General features: G+C 69.5%; 25 protein-coding genes. 18 read left to right on the top strand and 7 right to left on the bottom strand.

All coding sequences use genetic code 11. The features are described from left to right. Both CSR00_RS18090 and CSR00_RS18085 read left to right on the top strand, forming a co-directional pair. Window positions 1-1,162: AMP-binding protein (locus CSR00_RS18090; RefSeq protein ID WP_141564396.1), on the top strand; the 1,162-nt coding region annotated here is incomplete at its 5' end. Between the two features lie 82 nt (window positions 1,163-1,244). Next, the gene (locus CSR00_RS18085) at window positions 1,245-2,219 is read left to right on the top strand and encodes an NAD-dependent epimerase/dehydratase family protein (RefSeq protein ID WP_245906215.1); all 975 of its coding nucleotides are present in this window, start codon (window positions 1,245-1,247) and stop codon (window positions 2,217-2,219) included. Between the two features lie 125 nt (window positions 2,220-2,344). Here CSR00_RS18085 and CSR00_RS18080 read toward each other — a convergent pair whose 3' ends face one another. Beyond that, on the bottom strand, window positions 2,345-4,036 hold the full coding sequence (locus tag CSR00_RS18080; protein WP_099023806.1) for an FAD-dependent oxidoreductase: 1,692 nt from the start codon (window positions 4,034-4,036) through the stop codon (window positions 2,345-2,347). 37 nt (window positions 4,037-4,073) lie between these two features. Then, window positions 4,074-4,814, bottom strand: a complete 741-nt coding sequence (locus CSR00_RS18075; RefSeq protein WP_099023805.1) for an IclR family transcriptional regulator — start codon at window positions 4,812-4,814, stop codon at window positions 4,074-4,076. Window positions 4,815-4,920: 106 nt separating this feature from the next. Here CSR00_RS18075 and CSR00_RS18070 point away from each other — a divergent pair, with 106 nt between their 5' ends. From CSR00_RS18070 to CSR00_RS17995, 16 genes are all read left to right on the top strand, one after another. Further along, window positions 4,921-5,790, top strand: coding sequence for an alpha/beta fold hydrolase (locus CSR00_RS18070; RefSeq protein WP_099023804.1), 870 nt, complete (start codon window positions 4,921-4,923; stop codon window positions 5,788-5,790). Next, window positions 5,787-7,523: a bifunctional 3-(3-hydroxy-phenyl)propionate/3-hydroxycinnamic acid hydroxylase gene (locus tag CSR00_RS18065; RefSeq protein WP_099023803.1), complete on the top strand. Its 1,737-nt coding sequence runs from the start codon at window positions 5,787-5,789 to the stop codon at window positions 7,521-7,523. The genes CSR00_RS18070 and CSR00_RS18065 overlap by 4 nt, the downstream gene beginning before the upstream one ends. Then, window positions 7,456-8,433 carry a 3-carboxyethylcatechol 2,3-dioxygenase gene (locus CSR00_RS18060; protein WP_099023802.1) on the top strand — a complete coding sequence of 326 codons (978 nt, stop codon included), beginning with the start codon at window positions 7,456-7,458 and terminating at the stop codon, window positions 8,431-8,433. Before CSR00_RS18065 ends, CSR00_RS18060 begins: the two co-directional genes overlap by 68 nt. Beyond that, window positions 8,430-10,190: an FAD-binding protein gene (locus CSR00_RS18055; RefSeq protein ID WP_099023801.1), complete on the top strand. Its 1,761-nt coding sequence runs from the start codon at window positions 8,430-8,432 to the stop codon at window positions 10,188-10,190. Before CSR00_RS18060 ends, CSR00_RS18055 begins: the two co-directional genes overlap by 4 nt. Window positions 10,191-10,295: 105 nt before the next feature. Continuing rightward, a complete protein-coding gene (locus CSR00_RS18050) occupies window positions 10,296-11,615 on the top strand; it encodes an LLM class flavin-dependent oxidoreductase (RefSeq protein ID WP_099023800.1) in 1,320 nt (439 codons plus the stop codon). Window positions 11,616-11,617: 2 nt separating this feature from the next. Further along, complete coding sequence (locus tag CSR00_RS18045) at window positions 11,618-12,481, top strand: coniferyl-alcohol dehydrogenase (RefSeq protein WP_099023799.1); 864 nt, start codon at window positions 11,618-11,620, stop codon at window positions 12,479-12,481. 2 nt (window positions 12,482-12,483) lie between these two features. After that, a complete protein-coding gene (locus CSR00_RS18040) occupies window positions 12,484-13,482 on the top strand; it encodes a cyclase family protein (RefSeq protein ID WP_176562130.1) in 999 nt (332 codons plus the stop codon). Between the two features lie 16 nt (window positions 13,483-13,498). Continuing rightward, window positions 13,499-14,104 carry an NADPH-dependent FMN reductase gene (locus tag CSR00_RS18035; protein ID WP_099023798.1) on the top strand — a complete coding sequence of 202 codons (606 nt, stop codon included), beginning with the start codon at window positions 13,499-13,501 and terminating at the stop codon, window positions 14,102-14,104. Next, complete coding sequence (locus CSR00_RS18030; protein WP_099023797.1) at window positions 14,101-14,859, top strand: alpha/beta fold hydrolase; 759 nt, start codon at window positions 14,101-14,103, stop codon at window positions 14,857-14,859. Before CSR00_RS18035 ends, CSR00_RS18030 begins: the two co-directional genes overlap by 4 nt. Window positions 14,860-14,875: 16 nt before the next feature. Then, the gene (locus CSR00_RS18025) at window positions 14,876-15,799 is read left to right on the top strand and encodes an alpha/beta fold hydrolase (RefSeq protein WP_099023796.1); all 924 of its coding nucleotides are present in this window, start codon (window positions 14,876-14,878) and stop codon (window positions 15,797-15,799) included. Continuing rightward, window positions 15,796-16,611 (top strand): SDR family NAD(P)-dependent oxidoreductase, encoded by an 816-nt coding sequence (locus tag CSR00_RS18020; RefSeq protein ID WP_099023795.1) that lies wholly within the window; start codon window positions 15,796-15,798, stop codon window positions 16,609-16,611. Before CSR00_RS18025 ends, CSR00_RS18020 begins: the two co-directional genes overlap by 4 nt. A 10-nt stretch (window positions 16,612-16,621) precedes the next feature. Next, window positions 16,622-17,278, top strand: a complete 657-nt coding sequence (locus CSR00_RS18015; RefSeq protein WP_245906207.1) for a TetR/AcrR family transcriptional regulator — start codon at window positions 16,622-16,624, stop codon at window positions 17,276-17,278. 134 nt (window positions 17,279-17,412) lie between these two features. After that, window positions 17,413-18,171 (top strand): SDR family NAD(P)-dependent oxidoreductase, encoded by a 759-nt coding sequence (locus CSR00_RS18010; protein ID WP_099023793.1) that lies wholly within the window; start codon window positions 17,413-17,415, stop codon window positions 18,169-18,171. A 212-nt stretch (window positions 18,172-18,383) separates the two neighbouring features. Continuing rightward, window positions 18,384-18,995, top strand: coding sequence for a TetR family transcriptional regulator (locus tag CSR00_RS18005; RefSeq protein WP_328514728.1), 612 nt, complete (start codon window positions 18,384-18,386; stop codon window positions 18,993-18,995). Beyond that, the gene (locus CSR00_RS18000; protein WP_099023791.1) at window positions 18,992-19,186 is read left to right on the top strand and encodes a ferredoxin; all 195 of its coding nucleotides are present in this window, start codon (window positions 18,992-18,994) and stop codon (window positions 19,184-19,186) included. The genes CSR00_RS18005 and CSR00_RS18000 overlap by 4 nt, the downstream gene beginning before the upstream one ends. Window positions 19,187-19,250: 64 nt before the next feature. Continuing rightward, the gene (locus CSR00_RS17995; protein ID WP_099023790.1) at window positions 19,251-20,483 is read left to right on the top strand and encodes a cytochrome P450; all 1,233 of its coding nucleotides are present in this window, start codon (window positions 19,251-19,253) and stop codon (window positions 20,481-20,483) included. 6 nt (window positions 20,484-20,489) lie between these two features. On the opposite strand, the gene CSR00_RS17990 is transcribed toward CSR00_RS17995, so the two are convergent. The 5 genes from CSR00_RS17990 to CSR00_RS17970 form a co-directional block, all read right to left on the bottom strand. Continuing rightward, a complete protein-coding gene (locus CSR00_RS17990) occupies window positions 20,490-21,455 on the bottom strand; it encodes an NADPH:quinone oxidoreductase family protein (RefSeq protein ID WP_407662469.1) in 966 nt (321 codons plus the stop codon). Between the two features lie 5 nt (window positions 21,456-21,460). After that, window positions 21,461-22,114: a TetR/AcrR family transcriptional regulator gene (locus CSR00_RS17985; protein ID WP_099023811.1), complete on the bottom strand. Its 654-nt coding sequence runs from the start codon at window positions 22,112-22,114 to the stop codon at window positions 21,461-21,463. Window positions 22,115-22,170: 56 nt separating this feature from the next. Then, on the bottom strand, window positions 22,171-23,478 hold the full coding sequence (locus CSR00_RS17980) for an acyl-CoA dehydrogenase family protein (RefSeq protein WP_099023788.1): 1,308 nt from the start codon (window positions 23,476-23,478) through the stop codon (window positions 22,171-22,173). A gap of 68 nt (window positions 23,479-23,546) precedes the next feature. Then, window positions 23,547-24,308, bottom strand: a complete 762-nt coding sequence (locus CSR00_RS17975) for an SDR family NAD(P)-dependent oxidoreductase (protein WP_099023787.1) — start codon at window positions 24,306-24,308, stop codon at window positions 23,547-23,549. Window position 24,309: 1 nt separating this feature from the next. Continuing rightward, a complete protein-coding gene (locus tag CSR00_RS17970; protein WP_099023786.1) occupies window positions 24,310-25,356 on the bottom strand; it encodes a phosphotransferase family protein in 1,047 nt (348 codons plus the stop codon). Window positions 25,357-25,781 lie beyond the last annotated feature (425 nt).

Below are 25,781 nucleotides of genomic sequence, written 5' to 3'. Positions count from 1 at the left end.
GGGTGGGAGCGACCCAGCGTTGGTGGGTGGGAGCGACCCAGCGTTGGTGGGTGGGAGCGCGAATATCCATGCCTTCGAGGAACTTCTGGCCGACGAGCCGATGGCGGGGGTGCTCGCCACCGATCCGGCCGGGCCGGTGCTGATCGCCTACACCTCCGGCACGACGAGCGCACCGAAAGGGGTGATCCACAGCCACCACAGCCTCGTACACGAGACCCATCAACTGGTCGGGCAGAACCGAACGGACATGGGAAAGCAGCTGATCGCCACCCCGGTCGGGCATTTCATCGGGATGGTCGGCGGGCTGCTGATGCCACTGCTGGGCGGCCAACCGATCCACCTGGCCGACGTCTGGGACCCCGGCACGGCGCTGGCGCTGATGAAGAGCGACGGGCTGGCCCTCGGCGGTGGGCCGCCCTACTTCGTGACCAGCCTGCTGGACCACCCCGACTTCACCGACGAACACCTGTCGGGGGTACGTACCGTCGGGCTCGGCGGTTCCACGGTCCCGGTCGCGGTGACCCGGCGGCTGAACGACAAGGGAATCAACACCTACCGCTCCTACGGCAGCACCGAGCACCCGTCGATCACCGGCTCCCGCTACGACGCCCCGCAGGATAAGCGCCTCTACACCGACGGCTGTCCGCTGTCCGGGGTGGAGGTTCGCCTCGCCGACGACGGTGAGGTGCTCTCCCGCGGGCCCGACCTGTGCCTGGGATACACCGACCCCGCCCTGACCGCACGGGCATTCGACGACGAGGGCTGGTACCACACCGGCGACATCGGGGAGTTCGACGAGGACGGGTATCTGACGATCACCGACCGCAAGTCCGACATCATCATCCGCGGCGGCGAGAACATCAGTGCCGTCGAGGTCGAGGAGACCCTGCTGGGCATGCCCGGTGTCGCCGAGGCGGTGGTGGTCGCCGCGCCCGACCCGCGTTACGGCGAACACGCGACTGCGGTGCTGCGCATGCAGCCCGGACACGAACTGCCCGGGCTGGAGGACGTGCGTGCGCATTTCCTGGCCTGTGGGATGGCCCGCCAGAAATGGCCCGAGGAGTTGCGCCGGATCGATGAGCTGCCCCGGACCGCCAGCGGGAAGGTGCAGAAGTTCAAGGTGCGCGAAGCCGTGCGGAAGGGTGCTGCCAGTGTCTCCTGATGAGTCCAACGCTGAGTCCGCCGCTGAGTCGACCGGTGAATTCACCGGGAACTCGACCGGCAAATCGGGCAAGAAACTCGTCATCGGCGCCAGCGGCTTCCTGGGTTCACACGTCACCCGCCAGCTGGTGGAACGCGGCGACGACGTCCGCGTCATGCTGCGCAGGACCAGTTCGACCGAGGCGATCGACGATCTCAACGTCGAGCGGTGCTACGGCGATCTCTTCGACCGCGAGGCGCTGCGCGCGGCGATGAGCGGCTGCGACGTCATCTACTACTGCGTGGTCGACGCGCGGATGTGGTTGCGCGATCCGGCCCCGCTGTTCGCCACGAACGTCGAGGGTCTGCGCAGCGTGCTCGACGTCGCCACTGAGCCCGAGATCGCCGCGGGCCTGCAGAAGTTCGTGTTCACCAGCACCATCGGCACCCTGGCGATCAGCGACACCCGCCCGGTGACCGAGGAGGACCCGCACAACTGGACCGAGGGCGGTGCGTATATCGAATCGCGGGTGGCCGCCGAGGACCTGCTGTTCGCCTACGCCAACGACAGGGGTCTACCCGCTGTGGCGCTGTGTATCTCGACGACGTACGGCCCGGGCGACTTTCAGCCCACGCCGCACGGCTCGCAGATCGCCATGGTCGCCGCCGGCCGTTTCCCCGCCTACGTCGACCACTCGCTGGAGGTGGTCGGAATCGAGGACGCCGCCCGGGCGATGCTGCTGGCCGCCGACCACGGCCGCGTCGGTGAGCGCTACATCATCTCCGAGAAGATGATGAGCATGTACGACATCCAGAGCGTGGTCGCCGACGCCGCGGGCGTCGCGCGGCCGCGGGTGAGGATCCCGATGTGGGCGTTCTACGCGGCCGCGCGCACCAATGACGCGCTGGTGTCGCTGCTGCGCCGCGACCTGCTGCCGATCGCCCTGCCTGGGGTCAAGATGGCCGAGTTGATGTCGGAACTGGATCACAGCAAGGCCGAGCGTGAGCTGGGCTGGAAACCCGAGCCCGTCGAGGACTCGCTGGCCCGGGCGGCGCACTTCTTTCTCGGCCGGGCCTGACGACCTAGGACTCACGGTGGGACTCACGGGTAGGGCGCACGGTAGGGGGCGCGCCCGCCCCTCCCCGCCGAGACCGCCCTCCGGGGCTGTGATTCAGGGATTGTCGACAGCCCCGGTGGCCGGTACTAGCTCACCGATTCGCCGGTGGCGGCGTGGTGTCCGGCCCGGAAGCCGAAGACCATCGCCGGGCCCAGCGTTCCGCCGGCGCCACCGTAGGCGCGGCCGGTCGCACCGGCCATGGCGTTGCCGGCCGCGTACAGGCCCTTGATCACCTCGCCCGAGACGTGGATGACCCGGCCGTCGCGATCGGTGCGGGGACCGCCCTTGGTGCCCATCGCGCCGAGCGCCACGGGCACGGCGTAGTAGGGCGGGGTGTCCAGCGGGCCCAGGGTGCGCCCGGCCGGCGTCGAGGCAGCGGGGTCGCCCCAGTAGCCGTCGTAGGCGCTGGCGCCGCGCCCGAACTCGGGGTCGTGCGGCTGGCCGCCGCTGCCCTCGCAGTCGTCGCCGGCGACGTGCCGGTTCCACTCGGCCAGCGTGGCCGCCAGCCCGTCGGCGTCGATCCCGGTCTTCTCGGACAGATCGGCGAGATCGCGTGACTTGCAGAACCAGTCCGGGGCCTCCTGGTCGGGTTCGACACCGAGGAATCCGTACCGCTTGAGGTGCTGGTCGTCGAACACGATCCAGGCCGGGTCGTTGACGTAGCCGTCGCGGGGGTGCAGGTACTGGAAGGCCCCGGCCATCGAGTTGTAGTCGCAGGCCTCGTTGATGAAGCGGCGGCCCGACCGGTTGACGATGATGCTGCGGGGGCGGGTCCGCTCCAGCCGGACGCTGCGGCTGCGCTGGTGGCCCTCGATGGTGTCTCCGGGGATCTGGATCACCGGCACCCACCAGGCCTCACCCATGTTGGCCAGGTCGGCGCCGTGGGCCATCGCCATCCGCAGCGCGTCGCCGGTGTTGTAGGGCGGCGACACCGGCCCGTGCATGGGCCCCCGCAGGAACGCCTCCACCATGTCGGTGTCCCATTCGAATCCGCCGTTGGCCAGGATCACGCCGCGCCGGGCCCGCACGTCGATCATGGTGTCCCCGAGCGCGATCCGCGCTCCGGTGATGGCGCCGTCGGAGCCCAGCAGCTGCACGGCGCGGGCCTCGGTGACGGGCACGACACCGGCGTCGAGCACGCCCCTGAGCAGGCCGGCGATCATCGCGGTGCCGGCGATGACGATGTCCGCCGAACTGCTGTCCTCGGAGTTGGCCTGGGCGTTGACGATGTCGCCGTGCAGGCGCGCGCGGGTCTCGGCGTCGATGCCGACATTGCTGAAGTCCGGGGGAAACGAGGTGATGCGGTCCCGCCACTCCGGGACGCGGCTGACGTCGTAGGGCGCGGGGCCCAGTGAGCGTCCGCCGCCGGGCCGACCGCCGGGAAGCTCGGGCTTGTAGTCGGGAAAGCCGGTGGCGATCTCGAAGCGCATGTCGCTGTGCGCCTCGACGAAGTCGATCATCGCCGGTCCGCTGCGCACGAACGTCTCGACCAGCTCGTCGTCCATGGCGCCGAACGACTGGGCGCGCAGGTAGGCCAGCGCGTCCTCGACGGTGAGCGGTGCGTCGGGCGAGCGGTGGTGGGCGGGAATCCAGGCGATCCCGCCGGAGACCGCCGTGGTTCCGCCGACGGTGGGGGCCTTCTCGAACAGTGCCACCTCGGCGCCGTCGACGGCGGCGGCCAGCGCGGCGGTCAGCCCGGCGCCGCCGGTGCCCAGGACGATGACGTCGACCTCGCGGTCCCAGTCGGTGGCGGTGTCGCCCAACGTAGTGCTCCCCATATTGCTCACAGTGCCAATCCTTTCGGTAGACGGCGCGTCAGCTCAGCAGCGCCGAGAGGTCCTCAGCCGCGCGGATCACCGCGTCCCTTCCCCGGGAAACCACGTCCTCGCGGTGTGAGATCAGGTTCAGACAGGTCGGCGGCGCCGGCGGCAGCCGGTGCACGGCGACGGCCAGTCCGTAGGTGTTCGGCTCCACCTCGCCGTGGGTGATGACCCAGCCCCGCTCCCGGGTCAGGGTCACCAGGTCACGCTCGTCGGGCCGCGGCGGCATGCTGGCCAGCAGCGCGATCCCGGCCGCCCCGCGGTCCAGCGGGTAGCGGCTGCCCTCGTGGAAGGACAGTTGGTAGGACAGCTGGGTCGGCACGATCACGGCGATGGCGACCTGCTGGTCACCCTCGGCGACCAGCAGCGACACGGTGGTCGACAGTTCGTCGGCCAGCGCGCGCAGCCGCGGGAGGCAGGTGCCCCGCAGGTTGTTGTCGAAGGAGGCGCCCAGCGTGGCCAGCGCCGACGCCGGCCGGTACCTGCCGTCCTCGGCCTTGGCCAGGAAACGGAACTGCGCCAGCGTGGACAACAGTCGGTAGGCGATCGTGCGGTGCACGCCGATCTTGTCGGCGACCTGTTGGACCGTCAGTCCGTCCGGTGTGCCCGCCACGGCCTGCAACGCGATCAGGCCGCGGGCCAGGGTCTGCGAGCCGGGCGTCGTCGTCACCGACTCACGGTCGGCGGCCCCATTGGCCGGCGGCCGATCCGCGGCGGGTGCTCCCTTGACAGACATCACACTGAGAGTGATGCTCTATAGATAGTGCACATTGGTGTCCGATATTAGCACACATCGGTCGCAGAAAAAGAGAATGTCATATTCGCAGGCAGAGGGGCATTTAGTGGCAGAGTTCGAGAGCATTTGGAGCGATCTTCAGGGCGTTCCGTTCTCGCAGGGATACCTGGACGCCGGGGGAGTTCGAACCCGGTACCTGCACGCCGGCGACCCCGACAAACCGCCGTTGGTACTGCTGCACGGATCCGGCGGCCACGCCGAGGCCTACATCCGAAACCTGGAGTCGCACGCCGAGCACTTCTCGACGTGGTCGATCGACATGCTCGGCCACGGCTACACCGACAAGCCGGGGCATCCCCTGGAGATCGCGCACTACGTCGAGCACCTGCTGGCGTTCTTCGACGCGATCGGCGCCGAGCAGGTGAGCCTGTCGGGTGAATCCCTGGGCGGGTGGGTCGCCTCGCGGGCGGCCAGCGCCCATCCCGACCGCATCCGGCGCCTGGTACTCAACACCGCCGGCGGTTCGCAGGCCGACCCGGAGGTGATGAAACGCATCATCACGCTGTCCATGGCGGCCGTGGAGGATCCGACCTGGGAGACCGTGCAGGCCAGGATCAAATGGCTGATGGCCGACAAGTCCAAGGACTACGACGACATCGTGGCCAGCCGCCAGCGCATCTACCGGCTGCCCGGCTTCGTCGCCGCGATGCGCGACATCATGGCGTTGCAGGATCCCGAGATCCGCGCCCGTAACCTGATGGGCCCCAACGACTACGGCGCCATCACCGCGCCCACCCTGGTGCTCTGGACCAGCGATGACCCCACCGCCGACGTCAGCGAGGGGCAACGGATCGCCTCGATGATCCCGGGCGCGCGGTTCGAGGTGATGGCCGGCTGCGGGCACTGGCCGCAGTACGAGGATCCCAAGACGTTCAACCGGCTGCACCTGGACTTCCTGCTCGGGAGGTCGGCGTGAGCGTCTCGCCCGAAGATGTCCGTGAAGACGTCCGCGAAGACGTTGACGTCCTGATCGTCGGGGCCGGTCCGGTCGGCCTCACCCTGGCCAATGTCCTTGGCCGGCAGGGTGTTCGCACTCTGCTCGTCGAGGAACGCGACACCCTCATCGACTATCCCCGCGGGGTCGGTCTCGACGACGAGTCGCTGCGCACGTTCCAGTCCATCGGGCTGGTCGACGCCGTGCTGCCCCACACCGTGCCCAACCAGATCCTGCGGTTCTTCGACGCCGACCGTCGCCTGTTGGTGGAGATGGCGCCACCGGACGCCCGCTTCGGCTGGCCCAAGCGCAACGGTTTCGTCCAGCCGATGGTCGACGCCGAACTGCTGCGCGGCCTGGACCGCTTCGACCACGTCCGGGTCCGCTGGGGTTCCCGGATGACCGAGTGCGCCGAGGACGGTGAGGGTGTCACCGTCACCGTGGCCGACGCGTCGGATGCCGAATCCACGGTGCGGGCGCGCTATGTGGTCGGCTGTGACGGGGGGCGAAGCGCCACCCGCCGTCTGATGGGCGTGTCGTTCGAGGGCACCACCTCGCCGACGAGGTGGGTGGTCATCGACCTGGCCAACGATCCGCTGGGCCACCCCAACAGCGAGGTCGGTGCCGATCCGCAGCGGCCGTACGCCTCCATCTCGATCGCGCACGGAATCCGGCGTTTCGAGTTCATGATCCACGACGACGAGCCCGACGAACTGGCCTCCGACCCCGAGTTCGTGTCCAAGCTGCTGGCGCGGTTCGTGCCGCACCCCGACCGGGTCGACATCATCCGGCACCGGGTCTACACCCACCATTCCCGCATCGCGGGTGCCTTCCGCAAGGGGCGGCTGATGCTGGCCGGCGATGCCGCACACCTGATGCCGGTATGGCAGGGCCAGGGATACAACAGCGGCATCCGCGACGCGTTCAACCTGGGCTGGAAGCTGGCCGCGGTGGTCAACGGGCGCGCCACCGACGCGCTGCTGGACACCTACGACGTCGAGCGGCGCAAGCATGCACGGGCGATGATCGACCTGTCCACCATGGTCGGCCGGGTCATCTCGCCGACGAACCGCCAGGTCGCGCGGCTGCGCGACATCGCCATCCGCGCGGCCTCCGTCGTGCCCACCCTCAAGCGCTACGTGCTGGAGATGCGGTTCAAGCCGATGCCCCGCTACGAGCAGGGCGCGGTGGTGCACGCCAGCACACCGCCGGCGCCGGGATCGCCCGTGGGCACCCTGTTCATCCAGCCCCGGGTCGACACCCGCGGGCAGCAGAACCTGTTGCTCGACGACGTGATCGGTCCCGGCTTCGCCGTGCTGTGCTGGAACAACGACCCGCGGAAGCTGCTGGGGTCGGAGGCATTCGCCGGCTGGAAAGCCCTGGGTGCCACGTTCATCGCCGCGCGGCCCCTGACCCAGCTGCACTGGACGGCCGACGGGGACGAGGGTGACGGCGTCATCGTGGTCGGTGACCGCACCGGTGCGCTCAAGAAGTTCTTCGACGTACATGCCGAATCCGTGCTGGTGCTGCGTCCGGACCGCTGTATCGCCGGCGCCTGCATCGCCCAGCGTGCCCCCGAACTCAGTGCGCAGATCTTCGCGGAGCTGACGCTGCGCGCCCCGTCGCCGGTGGAAGGTGGTGAAAACAATGGCGCAACTGGCCCTGTGCTGCATGTCGCACAGCCCGCTGCTGAATCTTCCGGGACCCTCGGCTGAGCTGCTCGACGACATCAGCGGCGCGCTGGACCGGGCGCGGGAGTTCGTGACCGAGTTCGACCCCGACCTGGTGGTCACCTTCTCGCCGGACCACTACAACGGTTTCTTCTACCGCCTGATGCCGCCGTTCTGCATCGGTACCGCGGCCACCGGGGTCGGCGACTACGGCACCCAGTCCGGGCCGCTGCGGGTGGACCCGGACCTCGCCACCGCCTGCGCGGCCGCGGTTCTCGACGCCGGCGTGGACGTGGCGATCTCGGCGGGCATGGACGTCGATCACGGCACCGTCCAGCCGCTGCAGTCGCTGTTCGGGGACGCCACCGCGCGCCCGATCATTCCGGTGTTCGTCAACTCCGTGGCCACCCCGCTGGCCCCGATGCGCCGCGTTCGTGCCCTCGGTACCGCGATCGGAGAATTTCTTGTCAACCTTGAGGCCACCAGCGCGACCACCGCGGATGGCACCGCTCCCCAGCGGATCCTGCTGGTCGGGTCGGGGGGACTGTCCCACGACCCGCCCGTCCCGACACTGGCCACCGCCCCGCCGGCGGCCCTGGACCGAATCGTGCGGGGTGCCCCGATGAGCACCGAACAGCGCGCCGCGCGCCAGCAGGCCGTGATGACCGCCGCACACGACTTCGCGCACGGTGAATCGGCCCTGCAGCCCCTCAACCCCGACTGGGACAGGGCGTTCCTGGACCTCGTCGACGACAACCGGCTCGCCGAGGTGGACTCGTGGACCGCGCAGTGGATGGCCGCCGAGGCCGGCAACTCCGCACACGAGGTCCGTACCTGGGTGGCGGCCTTCGCCGCGCTGGCGGCCGGCGGTGCCTACCGCACCGACGCCCGCTACTACCGGCCCGCTCCCGAACTGATCGCCGGCTTCGCGATCCGCACGGCGGTGCCCGCATGAGCGCCAAGGCATTCGACCCGACCGGCTTCGACCACGTCGTCGACGTCCTGGTGATCGGCAGCGGCGGCGGCGGTATGACCGCGGCGCTGGCCGCCGAGGCCGCCGGGCTGGACACGCTCGTCGTCGAGAAGTCGCCGCAATTCGGCGGTTCCACGGCGCTCTCCGGCGGCGGGATCTGGGTGCCGGGCGCGCCCTCCCAGCGCCGGGAGGGGTACTCCCCGGATCCCGACGAGGTGTTCGGCTACCTCAAGCAGATCACCGGCGGCCTGGTCAGCGACGCCCGGTTGCGCAAGTACGTCGACGCGGCGCCGGAGATGATGGAGTTCCTCGAGGACCGCAGCCGCTGGTTCGAATTCGTCTGGAAGCCCGGCTATGCCGACTACTACCCCGAGCTGCCGGGCGGATCGGCCCTGGGCAGCACCATCAACGTCCCGGCCATCGACCTGCGTGAGCTCGGCGAGGACGAACGGCACCTGCTGCAGCCCCTGGCGCTGGCCCCGAAGGGAATCTGGTTCGCACCCAAGGATCTTCGGCTGTTCTACCAGGTCAGGCAGAACTGGCGGGGCAAGGCGGTGCTGGTCAAGCTGATCTGGCGGATGTTCCGCGCCAGGGTGTTCGGGGACCGGATGGCGGCCATCGGGCAGTCGCTGGCCGCCAGGCTCCGGCTGGCCCTCAAGGATCGCGGAGTCCCGTTGTGGCTGTCGACGCCGATGACCGAACTGATCACCGACACCGACGGTCCCGACGCCACCGTCGTGGGTGCCGTCGTGGAGCGGGACGGCCGGGCCTGGCGCATCGGTGCCCGCGGGGGAGTCATCGTGGCCGCCGGCGGATTCGACCACGACCTGCAGTGGCGGCGCGAGCACCTGCCCGAGCTGGAGAAGGACTGGAGTTTCGGCAATCCCGCGGCCACCGGCGACGGGATCAGGGCCGGGGAGAAGGCCGGCGGCGCCACCGACCTGCTCGACGAGGCCTGGTGGTTCCCGGCGATGTGCTGGCCCGACGGCCGGCTGCAGTTCATGCTCAACGAACGGATGATGCCGTCGCAGTTCGTGGTCAACGGTGCGGGCAAACGGTTCGTCAACGAGGCCGCTCCCTACATGGACTTCGCGCACGCGATGATCGAGGGCCAACAGTCCGGGATCACCCACATCCCGTGCTGGCTGATCACCGACACGCGGTCCTTCCACCGTTACGTCGTCGGTGGCCACCTCCCGATCCCGAAGATCCCGTTCGCCCCGGTACCCACCGGCTGGAAGGTCCCGAAGGCGTGGCTGGAGTCGGGAATCGTCAAGGAGGCCGACAGTTTCGAGGAACTCGCGGCCAAGATCGGTGTGCCCGAGCCCGCGCTGCGCGCGACCGCGACGCGGTTCAACGAACTGGCACGCAAGGGCCACGACGACGACTTCAACCGGGGGGACAGCGCCTACGACAACTACTACGGCGATCCGACTCTGCCCAACCCCAACCTGTACCCGCTGACCAAGCCGCCCTACTACGCGTTCCAGATAATCCTCGGTGATCTGGGCACCTCGGGGGGGTTGCGCACCGACGAGTTCGCCCGGGTGCTGGACTCCACCGAACGGAGCATCCCGGGCCTCTACGCGGTCGGGAACGCCTCGGCGGCGGTGATGGGCCGAAGCTACGCCGGTGCCGGAGCCACCATCGGGCCGGCGATGACCTTCGGTTATGTCGCCGCCCGCCATATCGCCGAACACCGGGTGCGCCACCCGATCCGGGCGGTGCCGACCACCTAGTACACCGGCCCTGCCCACCAGCCCTGTCCCACGATCCCAACCATCAGCACCCGATCCGCACCCAATCAGCACCCATGACCTCGACCTGATCTAGGAGGAAAACCGATGAAGATTTCCCTGTTCTACGAATTCCCACTGCCGCGCCCGTGGGCCGAGGACGACGAGCACCAACTGTTCCAGCACGGCCTGGACGAGGTGGAACTCGCCGACAAGGCCGGGTTCTCCACGGTGTGGCTCACCGAGCACCACTTCCTCGAGGAGTACTGCCACTCCACGGCCCCGGAGATGTTCCTCGCGGCGGCGAGCCAGCGCACCAAGAACATCCGGCTCGGCTTCGGCGTGATGCACCTCCTGCCGGCGATCAACCCCCCGGCCCGTATCGCCGAGCGCGTCGCCACCCTCGACCACCTGTCCAACGGCAGGGTGGAGTACGGCACCGGCGAGGGTTCCTCGGTGGCCGAACTGGGCGGCTTCAACGTCGACCCCGCCGACAAGCGGGCACAGTGGGAGGAGGCCCTGGAGGTCTCGATCCGGTGCATGGTCGAGGAGCCGTTCAGCGGGTTCAAGGGTGAGCAGATCGAGATGCCGGCCCGCAACGTGGTTCCCAAGCCGCTGCAGAAGCCGCACCCGCCGGTCTGGGTCGCCTGCACCCGGCCGTCGTCGGTGCAGATGGCCGCGCAGAAGGCCATCGGTGCGCTGAGCTTCGCCTACACCGGCCCGGAGGCGCTCAAGGAGCGCGTCGCGGGCTACTACCAGGAGTTCGAGGAGAAGGGCGCCCCGGTCACCCCGGCGATCAACCCGAACATCCTGGCCATCGGCGGTGACCTGTCGATGATGGTCGCCAAGTCCGACGACGAGGCCCTCAAGCGCCTGGGCATCGGCGGCGGCTTCTTCTCCTTCGGGATCATGCACTACTACCTGACCGGAATGCACACCCCCGGACGCACCAAGGTCTGGGAACGCTACGAGCAGGCGGTCAAGGACGATCCGTCGCTGGCCTACGGACCCGGCCGCGGCGCGATCGGGGGGCCGGAGACCGTGCGTGAGTTCCTGCGCGGCTACGAGGCCAGCGGCGTGGACGAGATCATCCTGCTGCTCAACCCGCGCAGCCACGAGGGCACCATGGAGTCCATCGAGATCATGGGCAAGGAGATCCTGCCCGAGTTCATCGAGCGCGACCAGAAGGCGGTCGCCGAGAAGAACAAGCGCCTGGAGCCGGTGATCGAGAAGGTGGAGGCGCGCCGGGCGCCGTCGGATGCGCCGCTGTTCGACGAGACCTACTCCTTCGGCGGGCTGCCCACCGGTCGCGGCAAGTTCACCGCCGGGGAGATCCCCGAGGCGATGGCCGAGATCAACGAGGGTCGCGTGAAGGCCGCCCAGATGGATAAGGAAGCGCGGGAGAAGGCCGGCCGGGAAGCGGGCTGACGGTGGCTGCACTCGAGGAGCTGGTGCGCTACGACGGCAAGCACGTCGTGGTCACCGGCTGCGCGTCGGGGATCGGCCGGCAGGTGGCCGGCCGGCTGGCCGCCCTCGGCGCGCGGGTCACGGGTCTGGACGTGCACGCGCCGGCCGATCCGGTGCCGGACTTCGTCGCGGTCGACCTGGCCGATCCGGAGTCGGTGGCGGCCGCCGCCGACTCCGTGGCCGGACCGGTCGACGCGCTGTTCAACGTGGCCGGGGTGTCGTCGGGGATCGGCAACCCGCTGCTGGTGGTCAGGATCAACTTCCTGGGCACCCGGCAGCTCACCGAGGCGCTGCTGGACCGGATGCCGGCGGGCTCGACCATCACCAGCGTCTCGTCGCTGGCGGCCGCGGGCTACCGGGACAACGCCGCGACCACCGTGGGACTCGTCGACACCGGTTCGGTCGCCGAGGGGCTGCGCTGGTGCGACGAGCACCCCGAGGCCCTGGCCGACGGGGGCTACCGACTGTCCAAGGAGGCGCTGATCCTCTACGGCGTGCGCAATGTCAGCCGGCTGGGCGCCCGCGGGATCCGGATCAACTGCACCGCACCGGGGGTCACCGAGACACCGATCCTCGACCAGCTCCGCTCGGCCTACGGCCAGCAGTACCTGGATTCGTTCTCCACCCCGCTGGGACGGGTGTGCGACGCCGACGAACAGGCCGCCATACTGGTGTTCCTGGGCAGCCGGGCGGCCAGTTACCTTACTGGTCAGGTAATTTGGGTCGACGGTGGTACCGTCGCCCAGCGGTTGTCCGACGCGCTGGACTCCGGGGACGCCCCGGGGCCGGCGGGTGCCGAGACGGTCGACGCGACGCAGAGGAGCTGAGCATGGCCGGCAGCATGAAAGACTTCCGGGCGCTGGCCGACCAGGTTCGCAACTGGGGACGCTGGGGCGCCGACGACGAGCTGGGCACGCTCAACTTCATCACCGCCGACATCGTGGCCGGGGCGGCGACGCTGGCACGCCACGGCAAGGTCTTCCCCCTCGGGGTCGACTTCGGGTCCTCGGGCCCGCAGGGCGCGTTCAAGTTCCGCAACAACCCGGTGCACGTGATGACCGTCGACGGTGGCGATGCGGACACCCTGGTGCAGTACGGCCCCGAGTGGCTGCGCAACGCGGTGGCCCACGATGTCAGCGCCTTCTTCGCCGACAACCCCTTCCGGTTCAACGACGACATGATCGTCATGCCGCTGCAGGCCGCCTCCCAATGGGATGCCCTGAGCCACGTCTACTACGAGGACAAGCTCTACAACGGTTTCCCGGCGGGGTCGGTGACCAGCTTCGGCGCCTACCACTGTGGCATCGACAAGGTCGACGGCAAGGGCATCACCTCCCGTGGGGTGCTGCTCGACGTGGTGCGTCACCGCGGCGCCGAGGTGTTCCTGGAACCCGGCAACCCGGTGACCCCCGAGGAGCTCGACGCGGTGGCCGCCGCCCAGGGCGTCGAGGTGCGCCGTGGCGACATCGTGGTGGTGCACACCGGGTGGTGGACCCGCTTCGGCATTTCCGGTGACGGCGCCGAGCCCGGTTCCGGCCTGGACTGGCGGTGCGCGGGCTGGTTGCACGAGCACGAGGTGGCCGCGGTCGCCGCCGACAACCTGATGGTGGAGGACCCCGACCCCGCCTCGGGGGTGGAGGGCACCTTCCTGCCGATGCATATGCTGTGCCTGCGGGACATGGGGCTGATGCTCGGCGAATACTGGGACCTGGGTGCGCTGTCGGCCGACTGCGCGGCCGACGGGGTCTATGAGTTTCAGCTCATCGCACCACCGTTGCGGGTGGTCGGCGCCGTCGGCGCCCCGGTCAATCCGATTGCGATCAAATAGGAATTCGATGACAACCATGACTTCACGCGACGCCGGCGCCACCTCGCCCGGGAGGACCCCGCTGATCGTCGGCCTCGGCGGCACGCTGCGGGCCGGCTCGTCGACCGAACGGGCGCTGCGCTTCTGCCTGGAGGCCGTCGAGCGTCAGGGCGGCCGGACCCGGCTGTACGCCGGCCCGGACCTGGACCTGCCGATGTACGCCCCGCACGAACTGGAACGCACCCCCAAGGCCGCCGAGCTGGTCGCCGCGCTGCGCGAGGCCGACGCGGTGGTGGTGGCCTCACCCGGCTACCACGGTGCCGTCTCCGGGCTGGTCAAGAACGCCCTGGACTACATCGAGGACCTGCGCGAGGATCCGCGGGTCTACCTCGACAACACACCGTGGGGAGTCATCACCTGCGCCTACGGGTGGCAGGCGGCGGTGGGCACGCTGGGCCAGCTGCGCGGCATCGGGCACGCGTTGCGCGCCTGGCCGACGCCGCTGGGTGTGGCGATCAACTCCGCCGACCCGGTGTGGGACTCGACCGGTGCGCTGACCGACGAGACGGTGCGCAACCAGCTGGAGCTGCTGGCCAACCAGCTGCTGACCTTCGCGAGGTCCAGCGGGAGCTCGCGGGCGTGAGATTCGTCCTCGTCCACGGCGGTTTCCACGCCGCGTGGTGCTGGGACCGCACCGTCGAGGAGCTGCGGCGCCGGGGCCACGACGCGGTCGCCGTCGACCTGCCCGGCCACGGTGCCAGGCTCGACGAGGAATCGACACTGCAGAACCGCCGTCAGGCGATCGTCGAGGTGCTGCGCCCCGGCGATGTGCTGGTCGGGCATTCCGGGGGCGGGTTCGATGCGACCCTGGCCGCCGACGCGGCGCCGGGACTGGTGGGCCACATCGTGTATCTGGCCGCGGCGCTGCCCCGGGAGGGCCGCACCTACCCCGAGGCGATGGCGATGCGCAACAGCGAGGAGGGCCGGTTCGACGCCGACACCGGAGAGATGCTGGCCTACCTGCGATTCGACGACGACGGCGCGATGACCTTCGCCGACTTCGACGGGGCGTGGAAGTACTTCTACCACGACTGCGACGAGGCGACCGCGCGTTGGGCCTTCGAGCGCCTGGGACCCGAACGCTTCGGTGACACCACCGTGACACCGGTGTCGGTGCCCGCCTTCTGGGCGGCCGACCTGCCGCGCAGCTTCATCGTCTGCGAGCAGGACAGGTCCATGCCGCGGTGGCTGGCCGACACCGTCGCCCAGCGCCTGGGGGTGGAGCAGCTGAGCATCGACACGTCGCACTCGCCGTTTCTGAGCCGCCCGGGTGAGCTGGCCGAGCTGCTGGTGCACGCCACCACGACGACCCCCGTCGGCGCATTGATACCGGACTGAACAGGAAACCGAAGCTGTGGAATTCGAACGCAAGACCATCGTGGTCGACGGTCTGACGACCGGCTACCTGGAGGCCGGGGAGCGCGACCGCGACGCGGTGGTGCTCCTGCACGGTGGGGAGTTCGGGGCCAGCGCCGAGCTCGGCTGGGAACGCACCATCGGTGCGCTCTCGCAGCACTACCGGGTGCTGGCCCCCGACATGCTGGGCTACGGTTCCTCGGCCAAGGTCATCGACTTCGTCGACGGCCGTGGGATGCGGATCCGCCATGTCGCGGCGTTCTGCGCGGCGGTGGGGGTCTCGTCGGCGCACTTCGTGGGCAACTCGATGGGGGCCATCAACCTGCTCGTCGACACCACCTCGACGGGACCGGTGCTGCCGGTGCGGACCATGGTGGCGATCTGCGGCGGCGGCGAGATCCAGAGCAACGAGCACATGCGCGCGCTCTACGACTATGACGCCACGTTCGAGGCGATGCGGCGCATCGTGCGGGCGCTGTTCTTCGACGCCTGCTATCCCGACGACGAGCAGTACGTGCGCCGCCGCCAGGAGTCGGCGACGGTGCCGGGGGCCTGGGAGGCCATCGCCGCGGCCCGGTTCCGCCGGCCCGGCTCCGAACCGCCCGCGGCGGCGTCGTCACGGCGTGCCTACGAGCGGATCTCGGTGCCCACCTTGATGATCGAGGGTGGTGGGGACAAGCTGCTGCCCGCCGGCTGGGCGGCCGGGATCGCGTCGCAGATCGCGGGCGCGCGCTCGGCGGTGGTCGACGGCGCGGGCCATTGCCCGCAGATCGAACAGGCTGCGGCCGTCAACGAGCTGTTGTTGTCGTTCTTCTCCGAACACGGCGGTGTCAATCCGGATGTCAACCCGGATGTCAATCCGGATGTCAACCCGGATGCCGACCCGGAATCCGATCGAAAGGATGGTGCCCGCGCATCATGAGTTCAGAGCTGATGGGGAAGGTGGCGGTGGTCACCGGCGGTGCGTCGGGTCTGGGCCGGGGCATCGCCGAGCGTTTCCTGGCCGAGGGCGCGCGGGTGGTGGTCGGCGATCTCGCCGAGGGTGCGCCGCTGGGCGGCGAATCCCGGTTCCTGGCCACCGATGTCGCCGACCTCGCGCAGGTCTCCCGCCTGGTCGATGCGGCGATCGACGGCTACGGCGGTCTGGACATCATGGTCAATAACGCGGGGGTGTCGGGCACCATGCACCGGCGTTTCCTCGAGGACGACCTGGCCGACTTTCACCACGTGCTGGGCGTGAACCTGCTGGGGGTGATGGCCGGCACCCGGGACGCGGGGCGCTACATGGCCGAGCACGGCGGAGGCTCGATCCTCAACATCACCTCGATCGGTGGCATCCAGGCCGGCGGCGGTGTGCAGACCTACCGGGCCTCCAAGGCCGCGGTCATCCAGTTCACCAAATCGGCGGCGATCGAACTGGCCATTCACGACATCCGGGTCAATGCGATCGCGCCCGGCAACATCCGGACGGCGATCGTGTCCAAGTCGGCCTCGGCCGAGGACCGGCAGCGCATCGAGGAGTTCGAGGAGAAGATCCGGGCCCAGATGCGTCGCGACCGCCCGCTCAAACGGGAGGGCACCGTCGAGGACGTCGCCGAGGCGGCGCTGTACTTCGCCGGCGACCGGTCCCGCTATGTCACGGGCACGATCCTGCCCATCGACGGGGGCACCGTCGCGGGCAAGGTCCTGGTCAGCTCGAAGGCGGACCGGCCCGGGAAGGCGGGCTCTCAGTAGACTTCCCGGGGTGGCATCGACCCGACGGGGCCGCCCGACGCAGGCGGAGGCCGAACAGCTCGACCGCGCGGTAAGGGAGGCCGCGGTCGCCACGTTCGTGGAATCGGGCTACGCGGGGGCCAGCATGGACGCGATCGCCCGCACCGCCGGCATCACCCGGAAGTCGTTGTACGCGCGCTATCCCGACAAGCGGGCCGTGTTCGTCGACGTGATTCCGTGGGCGCTGGCCCGCCTCGAGGACGACGACGCGGCCGGGGTCGTGGAGAGCGACGATCTGGAGGCCGACCTCGTCGCGTTCGGGCGGATGGCGATCCGGCGCGCCACCCGGCCGGAGAACGTGGCGCTCAAGCGCATCGCGATGAACGAGGCCGAGCAGTTCCCCGAGTTCGCCGTGACGGCCGACTCGATGATGTGGGCCGCCCGCCAGCGCGTGCTCACCGAACTGCTCCGCCGTCACCGCGCCAAGGGCAATCTGGCGGCCGGGCTGGCCGACGAGGACGTGGAACTGGCCGCCGAACACTTCCTGGCGCTCGTGGAGGGGGTGCCCTCGCGGTTGGCCGACTTCGGCATCCACCGCTCGGCGGCCCGGGAGGAACACCACCTGCGCCGGGCGGTGCGGTTGTTCCTGCACGGGGTGGCCGCGCCGGACCCCGCCGCCGATAAGTAAACAGTGTTGTTTCTTTTTTCCGCAGAAGTCGCTAGTGTTGGGGATGCAACGGCCGTGCCGGCCGCTCCGGCCGCCGGCCCGCGACAGTCACCACCGCTCCCGCATCGAGCGACCACCGGAAAGGAATCGAGTAGATGACATCCACCCAGCAGCGCGCCGCGGTCGTGACCGGTGCGGGCAAGGGCATGGGCGAGGCCATCGCACGCCGCCTGGCCAGTGACGGCTACGCGGTGGCGGTTGTGGACATCGACGCCGAGAACGCCAAGCGTGTTGCGGATGAGATTGTCGCCCAGGGTCTTCGGGCGATCGCCGTCGGCGATGTCGACGTCTCCGACCGGGCCAGCGTCGATGCCGCCATGCAGCGGGTCCGTGACGAGCTCGGCCCGATCCTGGTGTTGGTCAACAACGCCGGCATCAGCGGATTCAAACGCTTCATGGACATCACCGACGAGATGTGGGAGAAGATCTTCGCGGTCAACCTGACCGGGACGTTCTACTGCACCCAGGCGGTGATCCCGGACATGGTCGACGCGGGCTGGGGCCGCATCCTCATGATCTCCTCGTCCAGCGCGCAGACCGGTTCGCCCTACATGGTCCACTACTCGGCGTCCAAGGGCGGGATGGTCGCGATGACCAAGTCCCTGGCCCAGGAGTTCGGGCCCAGCGGCATCACCGTCAACACGATTCCGCCCGGCTCGATCGTCACGCCGATGATGCAGGAGTCGGCGGACAACGGGAATCTCGGTGATCTCGACGAGCTGGCCGCGCGGTTGCCGGTGCGGCGGCTGGGGAAGGTCGAGGACATCGCCGCGGCCGCCAGCTACCTGTGCTCGGACGAGGCGGGCTATGTGACCGGTCAGATCATCGGGGTCAACGGCGGCCGCGTCATCTGACCCCGTACCGGACCGCTCTAAATCAGTCGATTGACTTAACAGGCGGTTCTTGGTTGACTGGGGTGGTGACTCCGCCCGCCTCCAAGTCCCGGTCTGTGTCCCGGTCCGAGTCCCGGTCCGAGTCCCGGTCCGAGTCCCGGTCCGAGTCCCGGTCCGAGTCCCGGTCCGAGTCCCGGTCCGACCGGGCGACCGGCACCCGGGAGGCGATCCTGGTGGCCGCCGAGCGCCTGTTCGCCGAGCAGGGTGTCTTCGCGGTGTCCAACCGCCAGGTCAGCGAGGCGGCCGGGCAGGGCAACAACGCCGCGGTGGGGTACCACTTCGGCACCAAGGCCGACCTGATCCGCGCCATCGTGCGCAAGCACAACGAGCAGGTCGAGCGGGTGTGCCAGCAGATGGTCGACGGCGTCGGCGATTCGGCCGACGTCCGCGACTGGGTGGAACCCCTGGTGCGGTCCTTCGCCGTGCACCTGACCGATCTCGCCGGGGACGAGGGGGAGACCACCTGGTATGCCCGGTTCTCCGCCCAGCTGATGCCCGACCCGGCCCACCGTGACATCGCCTCCGAGGAATCGCTGGCGTCGTCGTCGGTGCTGCAGATCATCCAGGGTCTCAATCGCTGCCTGCCCGATATGCCCGCCGGCGTGCGCGTCGAGCGCAACGCGATGGCGCGGCATCTGATCGTGCACATGTTCGCCGAGCAGGAGCGGGCCCTGGCCGACCGCGACCCCACCGTGCGTCCCGGATTCGACGACACCGCCGATGCCCTGGTGGACGCCATCACCGGCCTCATGCTCGCCCCCGTCACGCGGAAGGAATCCCCGTGAAAGTCACCGTAGACCAAGCCAAGTGCGTCTCCGCCGGTAACTGCGTGGCGCACGCGCCCGACGTCTTCGACCAGGACGAGGACGACGGCAGCGTGGTCCTGCTCGACGACAGCCCGCCGGCCGACCGTGCCGAGGCCGTCCGCGAGGCGGCCGCGGCCTGCCCCGCGATGGCCATCTCCATCGAGGAGTAAGTCGAGGACTGGGGCACCGTCCCCAGACCGTGAACGCCAGCCCCACCACACGTCAAGGAGCGTCATGACCGACACCGTGAGCGACACCGCCACCGAGATCCCCGAATACCCCGTGCCGCGCTCGGCGCAGTGCCCCTTCGCCCCGGCGCCCGAGGTGATGGATCTGGCTGCGCGCGCACCGCTGTCGCGGGTGCGCATCTGGGACGGCAGCACCCCCTGGTTGATCACCGGCTACGAGGCCGCGCGTGCGCTGTTCGCCGATTCGCGCGTCAGCGTCGACGATCGCAAGCCCGGGTTCCCGCACTGGAACGAGGCCATGCTGTCCACCGTGAACAAGCGGCCCCGTTCGGTGTTCACCTCCGACGCCGAGGAGCACACCCGCTACCGCCGGATGCTCTCGCGGCCGTTCACCTTCAAGCGGGTGGAGGGCCTGCGTGCGGCGATCCAGGAGGTGACCGACGAGTGCATCGACGCCATCCTCGCCGGCCCGCAGCCCGCCGACATCATCACCGAACTCGCGCTTCCGGTGCCCACCAAGGTGATCAGCGAGATGCTGGGTGTGCCGTATGAGGATCACGAGTTCTTCCAGCACCACGCCAACGTGGGTCTGGCCCGCTACGCGACGGCCGAGGACCACGCCAAGGGCGCGATGGGCCTGAACAAGTACCTGATCGACCTGGTCCAGAAGAAGATGGAGAAGCCCGAGGAGGACGCGGTTTCCGACCTCGCCGAACGTGTCACCGCGGGCGAGATCGACGTCAAGGAGGCCGCCCAGCTGGGCACCGGTCTGCTGATCGCCGGCCACGAGACCACGGCCAACATGATCGGGATCGGCGTGCTGGCGCTGCTGGAGAATCCCGAGCAGGCCGACCTGCTGCGCAACACCGAGGACCCGAAGCTGATCGCCAACGCCGTCGAGGAGTTGATGCGCTATCTGAGCATCATCCAGAACGGTCAGCGCCGGGTGGCCCTGGAGGACATCGAGATCGCCGGCGAGACCATCAAGGCCGGCGAGGGCATCATCATCGACCTCGTTCCCGCGAACTGGGACCCCGCGGAGTTCCCGCACCCGGAGCAGCTGGACCTGACCCGCGAGAACGCCGGGCAGGAAATCGGTTTCGGCTACGGCCGGCACCAGTGCGTGGGCCAGCAGCTGGCCCGCGCCGAGATGCAGATCGTCTTCCCGACGCTGCTGCGCCGCATCCCCACGATGCGCCTGGCGATCCCGTTCGAGGAGGTTCCCTTCAAGAACGACACCCTGGCCTACGGCGTCTACAGCCTGCCCGTCCAGTGGTGAGCACGCTCAGCCGACGTCGATGACGACCTTGCCGATCGCCTTGCGATCGGCGACCCGACGCAGCGCCTCGGCGGCGCGGTCGAGCGGGAACCGGGCGCCGATATAGGGCCGCACGGCCCCAGTGGTGAACATCCGCTCCAGCTCGGCGTCGTCGCGGCGGGCGGCGTCGGGATGGTCGGCGGCGAACGTTCTGATCTCCATGCCGCGCACGGTGATGCCCTTGAGCAGCACCAGGTTCAGCGGGATCGCCGGGATGGTGCCCGACGCGTAGCCCAGGGTGACGAACACCCCGCCCCGGCCCAGCCCGCGCAGGGCGGGTTCGGAGTAGGGGCCGCCGACCGGATCGACCACCACCTGGGCCCCGGCACCGTCGGTGATCTCCCTGATCCGCTCGCGCAGATTCTCCCGGTCGTAGTCGACGACCGCGTGGGCCCCGCGCCCGCGGCACACGTTCAGCTTCTCGGAATCCGATGCGGCGGCGATGACGCGTCCGCCCAGCGCCACCGTCAGGTCGACGGCCGCCAGCCCCACTCCGCCGGCCGCGCCGAGGACCACCACCCAGTCGTCGTGGTGCACCGGCGCCACGGTGTGCAACGTGTAGAAGGCGGTGCGATAGGTGACCCCGAACGCCGCCGCGTCGGCGAAGTCGACGCCGGCGGGCAGGCGGGTCAGCGTCTTCGCCTGTGTGCAGACCTGTTCGGCGAAGGCGCCGACCATCACCGAGCCCGACACGTGCTCTCCCGGACGGAAGTCCACGCCGTCGCCGACGGCGAGCACCTCGCCGGCGAACTCACTGCCCGGCGCGAACGGGGGCGGGACCTTCACCTGGTAGCCCCCCGACATGAACAGCACGTCGGGGTAGTTGACCGCGGCGGCGCGCACCCGCACCACCGCCTCGCCCGGGCCGGGCAGCGGATCGTCGACCTCGGTGAGCCGCAGGCTTTCCGGGGGTCCGTACTTCTGGCACATCATCGCTTTCACGGCAGCGGGTCCTCCTGTTCTGTCGGGTCCTGTGCCGGCAGTCCCAGCCCCTGCAGGCAGAACTGCACCAGGTGGGCGATGTCGCCCGGCCGCGGCCCGGTGGTGGTTCCGACGTAGCGGCGCATCCTGGCGACGGTGAGGTCGAACACCGCGTCGGCGTCGCGCCGCGGATCGCCGCTTCCCAGCGCGGCGACGGGTTCGGTCAGCAGGGCGCGCATCGGGGCCATGATGTCGGCGATGGCGTCGCCGGCGGTCGGGGCGGTCATCTGCTCGGCGACCGCCCGGCTCATGCTGATCAGGTGCGGATCGGCGACCTGGGCCAGTACGCCCTCGATCCAGCGGGTCACCTTCTCCCGCGGCTCGGCCGTCTTGGCCATCTGATGCTCCAGGTAGGAGACGACCATGCCGACACCGCGCTCCATGACCGCCAGCAGCAGTTCGTCCTTGCCGGTGAAATACCGGTAGAACGCCTTCTTCGACGAGCCGGCCGCGGCGACGATCTCGCTGACGGTCGGCGGCTCCGGTGCGTTGCGTTGCATCACGTCGACGGCGGCGGCCAGGATGCGCTCCACGTCGTCGGTGGCCTCGCGGTGGCGCTCGACCAGAGCCCGGTCGACCGCGCGCGCCGCGCGGGTGCCGGCGGTGCTCACGGTGCTGTCCGCCGGGCTGTCCGCCGGGATGTCCGGAGAGGTGCTCGCGGTGGCGTTCACGGGGACACCGGCACGCAGGGGATCCGCTCGATCCGGTCGCCGTATTTCTTTCTGGCGGCGGCGATCCGGTTGTCCAGGAACTCGCTGGGCCACTCCGGATCCTCGGGCTGGTAGTCCTTGAGCAGCAGCCGCGCCAGGTTGACCTTGTGCGCCTCGGTGGGGCCGTCGGCCAGACCGAGGGCCACCCCGCCCAGCAGTACGTTGGTCAGCGGCATCTGCTCGGTCAGGCCCATCGCGCCGTGCACCTGGATCGCCCGCAGACCGATCGACTTGAGCACCTGGGACGCCAGGATCTTGCATGCGCCGATCTCGGCGCGTGCGGCGTGTTCTCCGGCGGTGTCGATCAGCCAGGCGGTGTGCAGCACGGTCAGCCGGAACTGCAGCAGTTCGGTGTAGGAGTCGGCGATGAACGCCTGGACCAACTGCTTGTCGGCCAGCGGGCTGCCCTGGGTGAAGCGGCTCTTGGCGCGGCGCGCCATCATGTCGACGGCGCGCTGGGCCACCCCGATGGAGCGCATGGCGTGGTGGATGCGCCCACCCGCCAGCCGTGACTGTGCCACCAGGAAGCCCTGTCCGGGCTCGCCGAGCATGGCGGAATCCGGTATCCGCAGATCCTCGTAGCGCACCAGGGAATGCCCCGGGTCGTGCGGCTGCGCGCCGACAAGGTGGTGGGTGGCCTCGATGCGCAGGCCCGGGGTGCCGGCGGGGATCAGGAACGTCGACGCGCCCTTGTGGACGGGTACCTCGGGGTCGGTGATGGCGACGACGATGAAGAACGACGCCACCGAGGCGTTGGAGGAGAAGTACTTGCGGCCGTTGAGCACCCAGTCGGCGCCGTCGCGAACCGCGCGGGTGGTGAACACCCGCGGGTCGGACCCGCCCTGCGGCTCGGTCATCGAGAAGCACGAGAAGATCTCGCCGGAGAGCAGCCCGGCCAGATAGCGCTCCTTCTGATCGACCGTGCCGAAGCGCGCCAGGATCTCGGCGTTGCCGGTGTCGGGGGCCTGGGTGCCGAAGACGATCGGTGCCCAGCTGCTGCGGCCGAGGATCTCGTTGATCAGGGTGAGCTTCACCGCCCCGAACCCCTGGCCGCCCAGCTCGGGCCCCAGGTGGGGCGCCCACAGGCCGCGGTCGCGGACCTGCTGCTTGAGTGGGTCGACGATCGCGCGCCGCTCGTCGTCCAGTGGCAGGAATTCACAGCCGGGGAACAACACCTCCAGCGGCTCGACCTCGTCACGGACGAAGTCACGGATCCAGGCCAGCTTCTGTTCGAACTCCGGTTCGGTGGAGAAATCCCATGCCATGTGTCGCTCCTATCGGCGGGTGTGCTCGGTGCTGTCGTGTTCTCGGGCCGGCATCGTCGGGGGAACCGTCACGGGATGCCGCCGTCGGCCCGCAGGATCGAGCCGGTGGTGTAGCTGGAGGCGTCCGACATCAGAAACAGTGCGGCCCCGACGATCTCGTCGGGGTTTCCCGCGCGCTGCAGGGCGAAGTGGCCGAACGGATTCCCGGCGCCCTCGAAACTCCAGGCGCGGCTGATATCGGTCAGGAACGGCCCGGGCATCAGCGTGTTGACCCGCACCGCGGGGCCGAAGGCGTGTGCGAGCCCTTCGGTCATGGCGTTGAGCCCGGCCTTGGAGGCCGCATAGGGGATGAACGTCGGATGCGGACGCAGCGACCCGTGGGTGCTGACGTTGATGATCACGCCGCCCCCGTCGGCGACCATCCGCTCGCCGACCAGCGCCGAGAGCCGGAACGGGCCCTTGAGGTTGAGGTTGACCACGGCATCGAACATCTTCTCGGTGACGTCGGTCTGCTTCTCGTAGACCGGTGACATCCCGGCGTTGTTCACCAGGATGTCGACCTTCCCGAACCGCTCATAGGCCGCCGCGACCAGGCCGTCGAGCTGATCCCAGCGGCCGACGTGCACCGCATAGGGCAGGGCGGCCCGGCCGGTCTCGGCCTCGATCTCGCGCGCGGTGGCCTCGCACGCGTCGTACTTGCGGCTGGCGATCACCACGTCGGCCCCGCACCGGGCCGCCGCCAGCGCCATCTCCCGGCCCAACCCGCGGCTGCCCCCCGTGATCAGCGCGACCCGGCCGGTCAGATCGAACAGCTCGTGTGGGTAGCCCATGTCAGAGCCCCCCGTTGTCGCGGGCGAGGTCGGCCGCGGTGGCCATCAGCTGCAGCACCATCGGGCCCATGGCCTCGGCGACGCGGGGGTCGACCTTGCTGTCCGGGGCCAGTGAGGCGGCATAGGTCTTCTCCAGCATGATTCCCAGCTTCCAGTTGGCCAGCACCAGGTAGTAGCCGATCTCCGCGGTGGAGCGGCCGCTGACCCGCTCGTAGTGCGCCAGAAGCTCGCTGCGGGTGGGCATGCCGGCCATGTCGAGATAGAAACCCTCGCTGCGGGGATTTTCGCCGTCGTAGCCCAGCAGCGCCCATCCGACGTCGAGCAGGGGATCGCCGATGGTGGTCATCTCCCAGTCCACGATCGCGGCCAGCCGGGCGGGCGCGCCGTGGGCGTACATCACGTTGGCGAACTGGTAGTCGCCGTGCATGATTCCGGGTGTCCACCGGGTCGGCCGGTGCCCGCGCAGCCATTCCGCGGCGACGTCGAGACCCGGCAGATCGCGAACCTGGTAGGCCGACAGGAACGTCAGCCACCGGTCGACCTGGCGCTCATGGAAGCCGTCGGGACGCCCGAAGCCTTCCAGGCCCTGCGCGCGCCAGTCCACCCGGCCGAGCCGGGCGGCGCCGTCGATGAGGGCGAACGCCAGCTCGCGGCGGGCGGCCAGGTCGGTGTCGAACGGGGGCTGCCACCCGCCGTGCATCGGGCTCCAGCCGTCGATCTCGGCCATCACGTAGAAGGGCCTGCCCAGCACGGAGCCGGTGTCGTCGGCGGCGATGAGCTCGGCGTGCGGAACGTCGGTGCCCTTGAGCGCCCGAACGAGCCGGATCTCGCGGAGCAGCCCGTCGGTTCGGCTGTCGTCGGCGGCGGCCCCGGGAGTGCGCAGCACCATGCTGTGCCCGCCGCGCCGCACCCGGTACAGGGTGTTCTGCGAACCGCCGGTGAGCAGTTCCAGCTCGGGCCGCTCACCGTGCCCGGGCGCCTGGTTTTCGTCCAGCCACCGGCCCAGTGTGTCGGCGTCCGGAGCGGAGACCTGCGACGTCTTCGTCATCGGAACCTCATAACCTCTCGGTGTTCTTCGTGGAGAACGCTGTTCTCTTCAGAGATACCATAGTTCTCTCACCGACTCCAGGCCCGTTCGCCCGATGGCCTGTGCGGATATCGAACGGGCCGGGGCGGGGTGATCCTGGCAAATCCGACGGAGAACGTATTCTCTGAAAAAGAGAACAGTATTTCCGCAGGAAACCGTCGTGGTCGGGTGGTTTCTCTCGGGACGGTTGCTGTTCCGCGAGCACACTTGGTGGTAACGTCATTACCCATGAGCGAGCACGACGCTTACGGTGCGCTCTGGGTACCGGTGCGGCGGTGAGATCAGCCCCGTCCGGCGGCGTCGTGCAACGAACCGACGAATCCGGATCCCTCCCGGATTGACACGAAAGTCGACACACAACCACTCAGAACGACCACTCAGGACCA

Origin of the sequence: Mycolicibacterium palauense (genome assembly GCF_002592005.1) — a bacterium.
Classification (GTDB): domain Bacteria; phylum Actinomycetota; class Actinomycetes; order Mycobacteriales; family Mycobacteriaceae; genus Mycobacterium; species Mycobacterium palauense.
The sequence above is the reverse complement of the archived record's forward strand: the minus strand, read 5'-3'. Positions and strand labels throughout refer to the sequence as shown.